Below are 13,532 nucleotides of genomic sequence, written 5' to 3' on the forward strand. Positions count from 1 at the left end.
GAGAGAGGTAGTGACGTGTCCAAGCGTAGGCGTTCGGCTGCCCCGGCCCAGCCTCGGTGCGGCGTGTGTCAGTCCCGGTTCGATCCCGCCAAGGGTGCCGATGGTCGGTGCGCCGGCTGCGTCGGGCAGCTCGTGCTTCCGTTTCCGCCGGTCCGGGATGCGTCGGGTCGGTTCGTGTCGCTGCGGGGTGCCAAGTGATCTGGCGGCCTCGCGGTGAGGTGGTGACGACCTCGGCCGGTGACCTGATCGTGTTCCGTCCGAGGCGCTTCGAGCTGCCGATGTGGGCGGTGGTGCTCGGCCTGGTGCTGCGCTGGTCGGGGCGGCTGCTGTGGTGGTGCCTGCGGCATCCGGTGGCCACCGGCTCGGTGGTCCTGGCGTTCTGGCTGTACGTCGAGTTCGACTGGCCGGGCCTGGTGGTGCCGCTCGTGCTGGGGGCGGCGGCCTCGGCGGTGTGGCGCTGGCGCGATGAGTCGTCCTGGTGGGCGTGGCTGGCGGGTCCACTGCTGGGTTCGTTCCGGCGAATCTTCGTCTACCGGCGGGTGTGGCGTGAGGCCATGACGCTGTGCGGGCTCGCCGAGACGTTCGATCGGCGGCACGTTCTGCCTGAGCTGCTGCGGGTCCGCTCGGATCAGGCCCTGGACGTGCTGACGGTGCGGATGGTCCGGGGGCAGACGCCGGAACAGTTCCAGCGGGCGAGCGCGAACCTGGCTTACGCCTTCGGCCGGCGGCATGCCCGCGTCTATGCGGAACGCCCCGGCGACCCGCCGACCCGGACCGGTCGGGGTGCGTGGCTGCTGCGGCTGGTGGATCGGGTGCGGTACCGGGACCGGCCGACGGTGCTCTACGTGGCGTTGGTGCGGACCGATGCGCTGCGCACGGTCGTGCCGCCGTTCCCGGTGCCGTCGGTGCCGGACTTCACCGCGCTGCCGCTGGCCCGGCGGGAGGACCTGCGTCCCTGGGTACTGCATCTGCTCGCGACTCACGTCCTGGTGGGCGGCGCCACCCGGTCGGGGAAGGGCTCGGTGCTGTGGTCGCTGGTCCGGGTCCTCGGCGGCGGTGTCGCCTCCGGGTTGGTGCGGCTGTGGGTGGTCGACCCGAAGGGCGGGATGGAGTTCGCGCTCGGCCGGCCGATGTTCGCCCGGTTCGCGTGCAAGTCGTTCGAGGCGATGGCGGACCTGCTCGACGAAGCCGTGACCGTCCTGTGGGAGCGTCAGACCCGGTTGGCCGGCACGGTTCGGGTGCACACGCCGACCGAGGCTGACCCCCTGCTCGTGGTCGTCGTCGACGAGATGGCCGCGCTGACCGCGTACTTGCAGGATGTCGAGCTGCGCAAGCGCATTGCCTCGTCGCTGGGGGTGCTGCTGTCGCAGGGTGCCGGCGTCGGTGTGCTGGTGGTGGCGGCGTTGCAGGACCCGCGTAAGGAGGTGCTGCCGTTTCGGGACCTGTTCCCGACCCGCATCGCGCTCGGGCTGACCGAGGCGTCTCAGGTCGACATGGTCCTTGGCGACGGTGCCCGCAACCGGGGTGCGCTGGCGGATCAGATGCCCCGGTGGGCGAAGGGCGTCGGGTACGTGATCCTCGACGGCACCCCCGACCCGATGCGGGTGCGGTTCTCGTACGTCAGTGACGACGACATCCGCGACATGGCTCAGCGGTTCCCGGCGCCGGCTGACGCCTCGGACATCCTCGCCCAGGTCGGCCGGGAAACCGCCACCGAACCGGTACGGCTTCCGTTGCCGCGTAAGCCTTCTGGGCGGCTGCTGCCCGAAGCGTTGCGCAACCTCCTCGACTCCGACGGCGGGGGTGAGCCGCGGTGACTGTCGCCCCGATCGGTCGCCGGTTCTACCGGCTGCGCACTCCCGAACCGGTCACCGCTGTGTCCGTGCGCGTCGACCCGCAACGGCCCGACCCGTACCCGGTGTATCTGGCGGTCGGTGCGGGCCGGCGACGGATGTCTCTGACCTCCGACGAGGCGTGGGCGCTGTGGCGCTGCCTCTCCGAAGCCGTCGCCACGCTCGGCGCCCCTCCCGACTACATCCGCACCGACATCCGACCGGCCAGGAGGTAACCGCGATGACCACCCTCACCCGCATCGTCAACCGGCTCCGTCGTCCGCTGCGCATCCGCCTGGTCGGTCCGTCCGACCAGACCGCCGCCGCACTGCACGGCCTGGCCCAGATGGTCAACCGCCGCCCCGACATGGCCGACCGGCGTATCCGCATCGACCTGACCATCCGCGAGAAGCCGATGCGGGAGTGGCGATGACCGAGCGCACCGAATCCGGCGTACGGCTGGTGATCCTGCTCGCCATCGCCGCCATGGCCGGCGCCGCCGCCTTCACCCACGTCCACGACCTGTCCGTCGCCCACGGCCAACCCGACTGGATCGGCTGGGCCAACGCCGTGGCGGTCGAGCTGATGACGATCTACCTCGGCCTGGAGCTGCGCGCCCGGCGGCGTGCGGGTCGACCGGTCGGCCTGGTGGGCTCGCTGTTGGTGGCGTTCGCGTTGCTGTCCCTCGCGGCCCAGGTCGCGGAAGCCGAATCGTCGGTGTGGGGCTGGGTCGTGGCGGCGGTGCCGTCGCTGGCCTTTCTCGCCCTGGTCAAGGTCGTCCTGTCCAACGCCCCGGTCACCCCGCCGGCTGTCGAACCGGACCAGCCCGGCGCGTACCGCTACGAGGAGCCGGCGGACGCCACCGAGGTTGAACCGGTCCGCCCGACCGTTCCGGCGTCGCCCGTCGTCCCGGCGGTGCTGCCTCCGCGTGGTGCTGCGCAGTCCAACCGGCCGCACGTCGTCGGGATCATCCGATGACCGCACCGACCCTGCCCGGCCTCGCGCCGGCCGCCCCGACCCCGGCTGCTGCTCCTCGGCCGGGGTCGCGGGCGGCCCGCATGGCGCTACCCCGCTCCGTGGACGTGCTCAAGGAGATCGCCGCCGAGTACGGCGTATGCGTGCGCCCCCTCGCCATGCGCCGCACCGATCTCGACACCGGCCGTACCGAGGTCATCGACCTGCCGTGCGGGGCGACCCGCGAGGACAAGTGCGCGCCGTGCGCGAAGAAGAACCGCCGGCTGCGGCAGGCCCAGATCCGGGAGGGCTGGCACCGCGACGAGGAACCACTACCGCCCCCGCAACCGGCCACAGACGAACAGGAATCCCTGATCCTCTTCCGCGCACACCTGGAGTTCTCCCGTGACGAGGCGTCCCGGGCGTGCCAGTGGGACCAGGTGGAAGACCTCGACGAGGCGATCCGCGAAGTGGAAGAGGCGATCGCGGCCGAAGGGCTCCGGGGACGGGTCGCCCCGCCACACGCGACCGCCGACGACGACCAGGGCGACGACGACACCGGCCCGCGCCGTAAGCGCTCGACCCGGCGGCGGCAGGACGCCCCGGAACTGCCTCGGCGCAAGGTCGAGCCGCGCACGGTCGGTAAGACGTACACCGCCCCGGACGGGACCACCTACCGGCCGTCGATGTGGCTGACGCTCACCCTCGACTCCTACGGCCCAGTCCGCCCCGACGGCACCCCGCTCAACCCCGACCGGTACGACTACCGCCGGGCCGCGTGGGATGCGGTGCACTTCCCTCGGCTGCTGGATCGGTTCTGGCAGAACCTGCGGCGCTGTGAGGGCTGGAACGTCCAGTACGCCGGCTGCGTCGAGCCGCAACGCCGACTCGCCCCACACGCACACTTCGCCATCCGGGGCACGATTCCCCGGGACATCCTGCGCACCGTCGCGGCGGCGACCTATCACCAGGTGTGGTGGCCGGCGGTCGACGTTCAGCGGTACACCGTCGACCGGCCTCCGGTGTGGGACGAGGACGCCTCGGCGTGGGTCGACCCGGACACCCGCCAGCCGCTGACCACCTGGACGGAAGCCCTCGACACGATCGACGCCGACCCGGACGCGGAACCGGTGCACGTGGTCCGCTTCGGCTCCCAGGTCGACGCCCGCGGCGTCATGCCCGGCACCGCCGACGCCGAACGGACCATCCGGTACGTCACGAAGTACATCACCAAGCACACCGGCGACTGCCACAAAGCCACCACCGACCGGCAACGCGCCCACCTGGACCGGCTGTGGCGGGAACTGCGCGTGACCCCGTGCACCGACCGGTGCGCGAACTGGCTGCTGTACGGCGTCGCGCCGAAGAAGGCACACGCGAAGCTCAAGCCGGGCCGCTGCAAGGGCAAGGTCCACCAGCGGGACACCCTCGGCATCGGCGGCCGGCGCATCCTCATCTCCCGCGACTGGTCCGGCAAGACGCTCTCCGACCACAAACACGACGTACGCGCCTGGGTGCGGGCACTGCTCGGCGTCACCGTCGGCCTCGATGGCGTCGACGACCAGGGCGCCACCGTCGAACCGGTCCGCCACGCCTGGGAACTCGCCCGCCCCGATGATCCCGACGTGCCGGCGATGGCCCACCGGCTGCTGCGGTCGATCAGCGAACGCGCCCGCTGGCGCTCCGAACTGCTCGCCGCCAAGGACCGCGCGGCCCAGCTCCCCGACGACAGCGCGACGACGGAAGCGGACGACAAGACGGGGGAGGGGCTGTGATGGCCAAGGACGAGCTGTGGACGGTTCGGGACGTGTCGGCGTACCTCCGGGTACCGCAGGAGACGCTGTACCGCTGGCGCAAGGTCAAGTACGGTCCGCCGGCGGCCCGGGTCGGCCGACACCTGCGCTACGAGCCGGAAGCGGTCCGGGCCTGGGTACGTGAGCAGGCGGCGGCCTGATGGGGCACGTCGAGGATCGCTGGTACAAGACGTTGCGTCACGAGGGCGGGCGAAAGGAGCGGGTCAAGACGCAACTGTTCGGCAAAGGGCTGCGCTACCGGGTGCGGTACATCGGGCCGGACGGCAAGGAACGCAAGAAGTCCTTTCCGGACCGGGCCAAGCGTGAGGCTGAGGCGTTCATGGTCTCGACCGAGACGGACAAGCTACGCGGCTCCTACGTCGACCCGCTGGCCGGCCGCATGACCTTCGCCGAGTACGCCGAAACCTGGCTCCGCACGCGCTCCTTCGACGAGTCGACGCGGGAGGTCACCGAGCATCGGGTACGCAAGTACCTGCTGCCGTTCTTCGGCTCTCGGCAACTGGCGGCGATCAAGCCGGGCCACATCCGGGAGTGGGACGCCGCGTTGGTCGGCAAGCTGGCCCCAGCGACCCGGGCCGTCATCTTCGCGCACCTGCGGACCATCCTCGGCGCGGCCGTCGACGACGAGCGGATTGCCAAGAATCCGTGTTCGGCGAAGTCGGTCACCCCGCCGCGACCGGTGCAGCGCCGGATAGTGCCGCTGCGCTACGACCAGGTTTCGGCAATCCGCGGTGGCCTCGCCCAGCGGTACCGGGCGATGGTCGACCTGGGCGCCGGCTGCGGTCTGCGGCAGGGCGCAATCCTCGGGCTGGGCGTCGACGACATCGACCTCGACGCCGGATGGGTGCACGTCTCGCGTCAGGTCAAGCTCGTCCGCTCCCGGCTCGTCTTCGGCCTGCCCAAGAACGACCGTGACCGCCGGATACCCCTGCCGGACTCCGTCGCCCTAGTGCTGCGTCGGCACATCGACGACTTCCCGCCGGTGTCGCTCACCCTGCCATGGGAGAACCCCGCCGACGAGGAGCGGGTGACGGTGCCGCTGCTGTTCACCACCAACCGGCGCGGCGCGATCAACCGGCACACCTTCGACGACAAGAGTTGGCGCCCCGCCGTCCGGGCGGCCGGCATCACGCCGACCCGGGCCACCGGGATGCACGCGCTGCGCCACTTCTACGCCTCGTCGCTGCTCGACGCGGGGGAGAGCATCAAGGCCCTGGCGTCGTACCTCGGCCACGCCGATCCGGGCTTCACGCTCCGGGTCTACACGCACCTGATGCCGGCCAGCGAGGAACGCACCCGCAACGCGATCGACACACTCTTCCGGTCAGCGGATGCAGTAGGGAATCTCGCGGGAGGCGCGGTCGCACCTACTAACCTGCGGGCGAGGCAATCTCCTCACTCGCTACGCAGGACTGTCGAGTAACAGTCCTTCCTCAAGGGACGGTGGGTGGTCCATACTCTAGAGGTGATCGCTATGCTGCTAGCCCGTGCCGTCATGCTGCCGGCTGCGGGAGCAGTTGTAACACTGGCCCAGCTAGGTTTGCCAAACGCCCAGTTCTGGGAACGGCAGACGTCTCTCCAATGGGCAAGCGTTGTGGCGCTGGCGATTTTTGCGCTGTATGAGGCGGTGCGGTCTGTTAACTACGCTGTGCAAGCGGCCCACATCAGGGAATATGACAATAACTTGCGGGCCTGTCTAAGCGTAGTGATCTCTATGGCCGTTCAGATCACTGGCGCACCTTGGGATGAATTGTCGGTTCGCTATTACCGAACTCGCGGAACGTTCCTTTGGCGCCGTTTGGAGTTGGTCGCTGCGGTTTGCGCTGGCGCGAATATAGTGGATTCGCATCGGGTTTTCTCGCCAGGTGTCGGTTTGGTGGGAACTGCTTTTTCTGAACAGGTAATACTCTGCGAAGAGTGGGGTGAATTTGTTCGGACCGCAACCGAGCAGGGCCCAGGTGCTTGGATGAAGCGCGACAAATCGGAGCGTTATGGCCTTAGTTGGGGGCAGTTGCGCCGGTCTGATCAGCCTGATGGGGTGGTGGCAAGTCCGACCTTCGCGCTATCTGGTCGTCCTGATGGATGCATACTATTGAGTGGTCCGCTCAAATTGGCAGATCTTACAGGTGACGAAATGCGGCGTACACTGGATGAGTTAGCTGCTGCGCTGGATCAACTTGGCTCGCCGCCGATGGGTTGGTGGAGTACGCATGACCGGTAACTCGGATTCCCCTGTACGGCGGCTCCCGACGCCTGCGGGACAAGTCTCTCCTGGTTTTGCTCGACTGCTCTCCAAGTATGGCGCATCTCCGAGGTTGATGCGGAAGATCAAAGGAATTACTAGAAATTCAGACCGAACCTCGACCGATCTATCTTCGAGCGGTTCCGCTCAAGCGGTGCAGTCGGATGAAGTGGTAGCTGTGAGCAGTGGTGCGTCTAGCCCTTTTGCTGCGGGCATTCGTGTGCTCTTGCAAGAGCAGGGTTCCCTGAATGAGTCGTTGGCTCAAGTTGTTCGTTCGGCTTCGGGTGACACTCAAGGCGAGGAAGCCTTTAGGTTGGCTCTTCATGAAGCGAAGGGATATGCGGAAAGGATTCCGATTTCTGTTGCCTCCGAAGCTCTAGATTCTGCGTTGAAGAGGCAGAATGAATGGGTGAGGAAAGTTGGCTGGTCGACCCGACCTTTAGCGCCCAGTGTGACTCCTGATATGTCCAAGCTTCGTCGGCGGCTGGCCGAGGCTTTAAAAGCGTACGGCGAAGTGGACATCTCTATGGATCGTGCGCTACGCGGCTCTTTCGGCCAGCCTTCGAGGGATTTGGCTGCCGGCTCGCGTCCAAAATCGCCACCGGCAGGTGAGACCAGCAATACTGTGGTCATTCTTGAGCAAGTGGTATCGGATCTGGAAGCAGCTTTAGGTCCCCGCCACTTGGCCACGCTGATCGTTCGCAGATCTCTAGGTGAGGCGCGAGGCGCGGCAGGAGATGATGGCCATGCCATTCTAGACCTTGTGCTCGTGGCGGCGGATCTAGAGAAAATCTCGGGTCCCGGCCACCCCGAGCTGCTGAAAGCCCAAACGAGCTTGGCGCGCCTCGTTGTGCCTCTCAGTAACCTCTTCCGATGAGCGGTAGACGCCCTGCAGACGCCCTGTAACCGTTTAACAGGGCCATTTGCGCAGACCAGGACGCTAACAATTGCAAAATCCGGCGTACAGGTCGACTCGTCCGTCGCCCACCAGCTCAGAGCGGGGTAGCCGGCGAACTTGACATCGCCGACCGCTCGCCGGCTTGGCATCGTCCTGAGGACCCGCGCCTACTCGGGAGAATCCAGCCACCCTCGCATGGCTGGCAGTACGGCCATGACGACAGCGTCCGCAAGCTCCTCGGCCAGATGCGCATCCACGTCCCCGTACTTCGCCGCTTCAGCCAGGCAGGCGCGGGCAGGGGAAAGTACAGACAACGGGACGCCGTGCAGAGGATGTCCCGGGTGGTCCTCGTACCCGTTGCGATCTTCGCGGCCCTGCTGCATCGATCCATCCTGACAGGGGCAGCCGTCGGGTCCGACACCTCGTCGCGCCACCAGGCACCGTCAGCTTGAGCGGGAGGCCGACACCATCGTGCCGGGGCCGCGCTCGTGCGACGTTCCGGATCTTGTTCGGCCCGTCGGCGGGTGTCAGGCTTCGGAGATGACCTTGCTCAGGCTGATCGAGACGACTCCGGGACAGTTCTCGCTGCTGTTGGATGCCGGAACCACACCTGTCGACGCCCTGGTCGAGGAGCTCGGCCACGAGCCCAACGGGTACTTCTGGAGAGGCGTCGCGGAAGTCCTGGTCAGCACCCAGGCCCCGACGCTCGGAGGCCGGTTCGCCTACGACCCGGAGGGCGGCATGTTCTGCGCCCACGGCACCGACCGGGGCGCGCTGCACGAGTTGGAGGCGCTGTTGAACACCGTCGCGGCCGACGGTGAACGCATGCGGCGGCTGATCACCGATGCCGAGGCGCGCGGGTTCGAGTTCGACGACTGACATCCAACGGGCGGCGGTGCGACTGTTCACGGGTGCGGGTGATCGCCTGTCGTCGGCCATCGGTTGAGGTGCCGCTCGACGACCTCCCGTACCTCACGACGCAGGTCCGGGTGCTCGCTGCCGCTCATCCCCTCGGCCGCGAGCACCGCGTCGGTGAAGCCGTCCACCCCACCCGGAGGCGACTCGCGGAGCCGACGGCTCTCCTCCGGTGGCAGGCAGAAGCCCAGCCTGACGCAGAGTTCGTCGAGGAGCCGGCGCACGTCGGACTCCCGGTCGCTTCGGTGGCCCATGGGAGACAGCATGACCCCGGCGCGTCGACCCTCCCTAGGGGGAGCATGGGTGCGGTTCCGGATGTCGGTCGCCGTACAGGCCGCGCAGGATCGGGGCATGAGCCTGCCCCGACCGCGCCTCCCGCTCCGGGACGCCGACGGCGTACGCCGGTTCCGGCTCTTCCTGGTCGCCGCCGTGCTCACCGTCGCGGTGACCCGGCTCTACCTGGCCGCCACCGGCTTCCCGCAGCTCGGCTCCGGCGACCTGCACGTGGCGCACCTGCTCTGGGGTGGGCTGGGCATGCTCGTCGCGCAGCTGCTCCCGATGCTCTTCCTGGGCCGGGCGGTGCGCACCGCCGCCGCCGTGCTCGCCGGCGTGGGCTTCGGGCTGTTCATCGACGAGGTGGGGAAATTCGTGACCCGGGACCACGACTACTTCTACGAGCCGGTCGCCGCGCTGATCCACGCCACGCTTCTCGGCGCGTGCCTGTTCGTGGTCCTCGTGGTGGGCCGTCGGCCGCCCACCGAGCGGGAACGGCGGGCCAACGCGGCCCAGGCCCTGGCGTACGCGGTGGCGGCGGGTGACGTCCGCCGCCCGGGGTTCCGCTGGCCGGACCGTCTGCGTACCCCTGTCGAGCTGATGGCGGGAACGACGGGGACACCCGCGTGGGACCGTGCCACGGTGGTGGCGGTCGGGCTGCTCGCCGTGTTCTCGGTGGGCCGGCCGCTGGTGCTGTTGTCCCGTGAGCCGGGGTTGTGGCGCGGCACCCACCTGGCGGCGGCGGTCGCCGCGTTGCTCGTCACCGCCGTCGGGCTGGGCCTCTGGGCGGCGGGCCGGCGGGCACGCGCGCTCGGGGCGCTCACGTCCGCCCTGGTGGTGCATCTGGTCGTGGTGCAGTTCTTCTGGCTGCTCGACCACGAGTTCGCCGGCTTCGCGCTGGTGCTGGTCACGTTGGCCCTGCTCGCCCGCTGCCGGGGGATGGCCGCCCGCCACCGGACGCCGGCGGGTGGCGCGGACCCTCGGACGCGGGTCGCGGTCTGAGTCGTTCGTGATATCAGCTCGACAGGCGGCGAGAACCGAGGTCCGGGCCGGCGGCGTCGCCGACCGTCGGTCGCCGGAGCGCCGTCGGAGAGGGGCCCGGGGACGGCCGGGGCCGGCGCGCCGGTCCCGGCCGTCCCCGGGGACCGGCGCGACCGGCGTCGGTCAGGACGTGGTCGGGACGACGCCGTCGAGCAGGTCGCCCACGTGGGCCGCGGTGGTCGGGGCGTGCAGGTGCGGCCGCGCCACGTTGATGCTGTCCGAGCCGACCACGGCGAGCAGGGCCTGCGGGCTCACCGCGTAGACGCTGAGACAGCCGCCCTCGTTGCGCACGGTGGCCTGCTGGAAGTCACCCTGACCCAGCCGGGATCCGACCTGCCGGCCCAGCCCGAACATGGTGGCCGACAGGGCCGCCAGGTCGTCCGGATCGGCGCCGTTCTGCAGGTTGTGCGTGATGAGCAGCCCGTCGACGCCGCCGAGGACACAGCCGTGCACCCCGGGGATCTGCAGCCGCAGCGCGGACAGCTCCTGCCCGATGGCCGGGTACGGCAGGGCGGGGTTGCCGGCCAGCGAGTGCGGCAGCGTGCGCGCGGGTGGCAGGGCGCCGGACCGGGCCGGCGTACGGCGGGGGAGGTCGTCCACCCGGCTCACAGCTCCAGGGTCTCCTCGATCACGCGCAGCTGGTGCCGGGCCATCGCGAGGTTGGCCCGGCTCTTGCTCACCATCAGGTAGAGGAACAGCCCCTTGCCGGTGCGGTTGCTCAGCGGTCGGATCAGGTGGTACTGGCTGCCGAGCGTGATGAGGATGTCCTCGATCTCGCCGGTGCCTCCGGCCACGCCGAGCGTCATGCCACTGGTGTAGTCGACGAGTGCGGCTCCGATCGCCCCGTCGATGCTCATCGCGTTCTTCAACGCGACGTCAAGGTTGCCCACGGTTCTCTCCCCAGGTCGGACGGGAGGCGCCGGCGGTCCGCTCCAAGGTGAGCCTCGGCCCACCCGCCGGTCCCGTAAGTGGTACTCCGCGACCGATGGTCGATCCCGGCTCCTGCTGCTAGTGCGCGGTCCGCGTCGAGTCGCGCACCGTCTTCCGCCGTTCCCGGCCCCGACCGCCACGACCAGGTCTAATGTGGAGAGGGCGACGACTATTTGTGGCGTTCCGGTGGCGGCCGGGCGCTTCCCGGTGCACAGTGATCGCATGAGCGACGACGGAAGTGGTGGGCACTACTACTGGTGCACGCGACACCACCGGGTCGAGACCGATGCCGACGTGTGCCCTGCGAAGCACGTTCTCGGACCGTACGCCTCAGCCCCCGACGCGGAGAACGCCCTGCAGCAGGTGCGGGAGCGTAACGACGCGTGGGACGCCGAGGACGCCCGTTGGGCCGGGGAGGGCCGCTAGACGGCGCGGGAGGGCCCGCGTCGAGGTGATCCGTGCTCCGCGAGGGCGAGAGCACGTCCCCAGGAAAGGGAACCGAGATGGCCGAAGCACAGCAGGCCACCCGCCCGGCCGCGAAACGGACGACCGCGAAGAGGACCACCGCGGGCAGGACGACGACGGTCACCAAGGCGTCGCCGAACGCCTCGGGCGCCGGCGCCGGACGGACGCCGGCGAAGAAGGCGGTGGCGAAGAAGGCCGCCGCCAAGAAGGTCGTGTCGGCGGCGCGCAAGGCGCCGGCCACCCGGGCCACGGCGGCCCGGACGACCGCCAAGAAGACCGCGGCCACGAAGACCGCCGGTCGGACCGCTCCGGCCACGAAGACCACCGCCAAGAGCGCGCCGGCGAAGAAGGCCACCGCGAAGAAGGCCACCGCGAAGAAGACGGCGGCGAAGAAGGCGCCCGCGAAGAAGACCACGACGGCGGCGAAGAAGACCACCGCGGCGAGGAAGACCACCGCGGCCACCGCGCGGACGACCACCACCGCGAAGAAGGCGCCGGCGAAGAAGACCACGGCCGCGAAGAAGACCACCGCGGCCAAGAAGGCGCCGGCCAAGAAGACCACCGCGTCGACGCGGCCGGCGGCGCGCAAGACGGCGGCCAAGAAGGCGCCGGCGAAGAAGACCACCACCGCGCGCAAGACCACGGCCGCCAAGAAGACCACGGCGGCCAAGAAGGCGCCGGCCCGCAAGACCACCACGGCCAAGCGGACCACCACCGCCCGCAAGGCCCCGGCCTCCCGGTCCTGACCGCGACCGCTCACCCGCGCGCCGGGAGCCGACGCCGCAGGCGTCGGTACGGGGCGGCGCCGCCGCGCCGGTGAGCGGAACGTGCGGGGCGCTGTCAGGATTGACCGCGTGGTGATCCGACGCGTACTGGCGCCCCGCATCGACTTCGGCGCGCTGCGCCGCGAGCTGGGACTGCCCGAGAGCTTCCCGGCCGCGGCGCAGCGCGAGGCCGACCAGGCGGCGGCCGCGCCGCCGCCGGCCGTCGCCGACCGGACCGACGTCCCGTTCGTCACGGTCGACCCGGCGACCTCACGCGACCTCGACCAGGCCATGCACCTCGCCCGCCGTCCCGGTGGCGGCTACCGCGTCCGGTACGCGATCGCCGACGTGTTCACCCACGTACGCCCCGGCGGTGACCTGGAGGCGGAGACGTGGCGTCGGGGCCAGACGGTCTATCTGCCGGACGGCAACGTGCCGCTGCACCCGCACACGCTCAGCGAGGGGGCGGCCAGCCTGCTGCCCGACGCCGACCGGGCCGCGGTGCTCTGGACCATCGACCTGGACGCCGACGGCGGCACGGGGGCGGTCACGCTGGAACGGGCCCTGGTGCGCAGCCGGGCCAAGCTCGACTACGGCGGCGTGCAACGTGACGCCGACGCCGGCCGGCTGCCGGAGCCGATCGCCCTGCTGCCCGAGATCGGGGCCCTGCTCACCGCCCGTGGCCTCGACCGGGGCGCGATCAACCTGCCGCTGCCCGAGCAGGACGTCGAGCCCGACGGTGACGGCTGGCGGCTGGTGCTGCGCGGCCCCGGCCCGATGGAGGAGCACAACGCCCAGATCTCGCTGCTGACCGGCATGGCCGCCGCCGACATCATGCTCGCCGGCCGGATCGGGCTGCTGCGGACGATGCCGCGTCCCCGCCCCGAGGCGGTCGAGCGGCTGCGGACGGCCGCCGACCCGCTCGGCGTGCCGTGGCCGGACGGCGTCCCGGTCGGTCGGGTGCTCGCCGGGCTGGACGCCTCCCGACCCCGGGCGGCCGCCTTCGTCGACCAGGCCGCCGAGCTGATGCGCGGTGCCGCGTACACCGCCTTCGACGGCACGGTTCCCGAGCAGCCCGAGCACGGCGGTGTCGCCGCCGCGTACGCGCACGTCACCGCGCCGCTGCGCCGGCTCGCCGACCGTTACGCCACCGAGGCGTGCCTGGCCCTGCACGAGGGCCGGGAGGTGCCCGAGCACGTCCGGGCCGCGTTGCCGAAGCTGCCGGAGGTGATGGCGACGACCGACCGGACCGCCGGCGCGGCCACCCGGGGCGCGATCGAGCTGGCCGAGGCGGTGCTGTTGGCGCACCGGGTCCTGGTTGGCCGAGCGGTCGTGCGGGTCGACCTCGAAGACGTACCCGTGGTCCTTGAGGAACTGACCGCCGGCCCGCTGTTCGGTCTCCTC

The 13,532-nt window shown here is 70.1% G+C and carries 16 protein-coding genes; 13 read left to right on the forward strand and 3 right to left on the reverse strand.

Annotated elements, in window-relative coordinates:
- Positions 1 to 278: 278 nt before the first annotated feature.
- From HUW36_RS04505 to HUW36_RS04550, 10 genes are all read left to right on the forward strand, one after another.
- Positions 279 to 1,817 (forward strand): FtsK/SpoIIIE domain-containing protein, encoded by a 1,539-nt coding sequence (locus HUW36_RS04505; RefSeq protein ID WP_246247881.1) that lies wholly within the window; start codon positions 279 to 281, stop codon positions 1,815 to 1,817.
- Complete coding sequence (locus HUW36_RS04510; protein WP_174526942.1) at positions 1,814 to 2,068, forward strand: hypothetical protein; 255 nt, start codon at positions 1,814 to 1,816, stop codon at positions 2,066 to 2,068. Before HUW36_RS04505 ends, HUW36_RS04510 begins: the two co-directional genes overlap by 4 nt.
- Positions 2,069 to 2,073: 5 nt before the next feature.
- Entirely contained in the window at positions 2,074 to 2,265 is a 192-nt protein-coding gene (locus tag HUW36_RS04515) for a hypothetical protein (protein WP_174526943.1), read from the forward strand.
- A complete protein-coding gene (locus HUW36_RS04520; RefSeq protein WP_174526944.1) occupies positions 2,262 to 2,810 on the forward strand; it encodes a DUF2637 domain-containing protein in 549 nt (182 codons plus the stop codon). Before HUW36_RS04515 ends, HUW36_RS04520 begins: the two co-directional genes overlap by 4 nt.
- The gene (locus HUW36_RS04525; protein ID WP_174526945.1) at positions 2,807 to 4,561 is read left to right on the forward strand and encodes a replication initiator; all 1,755 of its coding nucleotides are present in this window, start codon (positions 2,807 to 2,809) and stop codon (positions 4,559 to 4,561) included. Before HUW36_RS04520 ends, HUW36_RS04525 begins: the two co-directional genes overlap by 4 nt.
- Positions 4,558 to 4,740 carry a helix-turn-helix domain-containing protein gene (locus HUW36_RS04530; RefSeq protein ID WP_069088959.1) on the forward strand — a complete coding sequence of 61 codons (183 nt, stop codon included), beginning with the start codon at positions 4,558 to 4,560 and terminating at the stop codon, positions 4,738 to 4,740. Before HUW36_RS04525 ends, HUW36_RS04530 begins: the two co-directional genes overlap by 4 nt.
- Positions 4,740 to 6,023: a tyrosine-type recombinase/integrase gene (locus HUW36_RS04535; protein WP_246247876.1), complete on the forward strand. Its 1,284-nt coding sequence runs from the start codon at positions 4,740 to 4,742 to the stop codon at positions 6,021 to 6,023. The genes HUW36_RS04530 and HUW36_RS04535 overlap by 1 nt, the downstream gene beginning before the upstream one ends.
- Before the next feature lie 42 nt (positions 6,024 to 6,065).
- Complete coding sequence (locus HUW36_RS04540; RefSeq protein WP_174526946.1) at positions 6,066 to 6,821, forward strand: hypothetical protein; 756 nt, start codon at positions 6,066 to 6,068, stop codon at positions 6,819 to 6,821.
- 175 nt (positions 6,822 to 6,996) lie between these two features.
- Positions 6,997 to 7,719 carry a hypothetical protein gene (locus HUW36_RS04545; RefSeq protein WP_174526947.1) on the forward strand — a complete coding sequence of 241 codons (723 nt, stop codon included), beginning with the start codon at positions 6,997 to 6,999 and terminating at the stop codon, positions 7,717 to 7,719.
- Between the two features lie 561 nt (positions 7,720 to 8,280).
- The gene (locus HUW36_RS04550; RefSeq protein WP_174526948.1) at positions 8,281 to 8,619 is read left to right on the forward strand and encodes an immunity 51 family protein; all 339 of its coding nucleotides are present in this window, start codon (positions 8,281 to 8,283) and stop codon (positions 8,617 to 8,619) included.
- Positions 8,620 to 8,645: 26 nt separating this feature from the next.
- On the opposite strand, the gene HUW36_RS04555 is transcribed toward HUW36_RS04550, so the two are convergent.
- On the reverse strand, positions 8,646 to 8,909 hold the full coding sequence (locus HUW36_RS04555) for a hypothetical protein (RefSeq protein ID WP_217428772.1): 264 nt from the start codon (positions 8,907 to 8,909) through the stop codon (positions 8,646 to 8,648).
- Between the two features lie 97 nt (positions 8,910 to 9,006).
- Here HUW36_RS04555 and HUW36_RS04560 point away from each other — a divergent pair, with 97 nt between their 5' ends.
- Complete coding sequence (locus HUW36_RS04560; RefSeq protein WP_174526950.1) at positions 9,007 to 9,930, forward strand: hypothetical protein; 924 nt, start codon at positions 9,007 to 9,009, stop codon at positions 9,928 to 9,930.
- Between the two features lie 162 nt (positions 9,931 to 10,092).
- Here HUW36_RS04560 and HUW36_RS04565 read toward each other — a convergent pair whose 3' ends face one another.
- The gene (locus HUW36_RS04565) at positions 10,093 to 10,578 is read right to left on the reverse strand and encodes a roadblock/LC7 domain-containing protein (RefSeq protein ID WP_174526951.1); all 486 of its coding nucleotides are present in this window, start codon (positions 10,576 to 10,578) and stop codon (positions 10,093 to 10,095) included.
- Positions 10,575 to 10,859 (reverse strand): hypothetical protein, encoded by a 285-nt coding sequence (locus HUW36_RS04570; protein WP_174526952.1) that lies wholly within the window; start codon positions 10,857 to 10,859, stop codon positions 10,575 to 10,577. Before HUW36_RS04570 ends, HUW36_RS04565 begins: the two co-directional genes overlap by 4 nt.
- A 543-nt stretch (positions 10,860 to 11,402) precedes the next feature.
- Here HUW36_RS04570 and HUW36_RS04575 point away from each other — a divergent pair.
- Together HUW36_RS04575 and HUW36_RS04580 are read left to right on the forward strand one after the other, a co-directional pair.
- A complete protein-coding gene (locus tag HUW36_RS04575) occupies positions 11,403 to 12,110 on the forward strand; it encodes a histone (protein WP_246247878.1) in 708 nt (235 codons plus the stop codon).
- 108 nt (positions 12,111 to 12,218) lie between these two features.
- Positions 12,219 to 13,532, forward strand: a 1,314-nt coding sequence (locus tag HUW36_RS04580) for a ribonuclease catalytic domain-containing protein (RefSeq protein ID WP_246247879.1), incomplete at its 3' end; no start/stop codon positions are given.

The sequence above is a fragment of the Micromonospora maritima genome, assembly GCF_902825405.1.
Lineage (GTDB): Bacteria > Actinomycetota > Actinomycetes > Mycobacteriales > Micromonosporaceae > Micromonospora > Micromonospora maritima.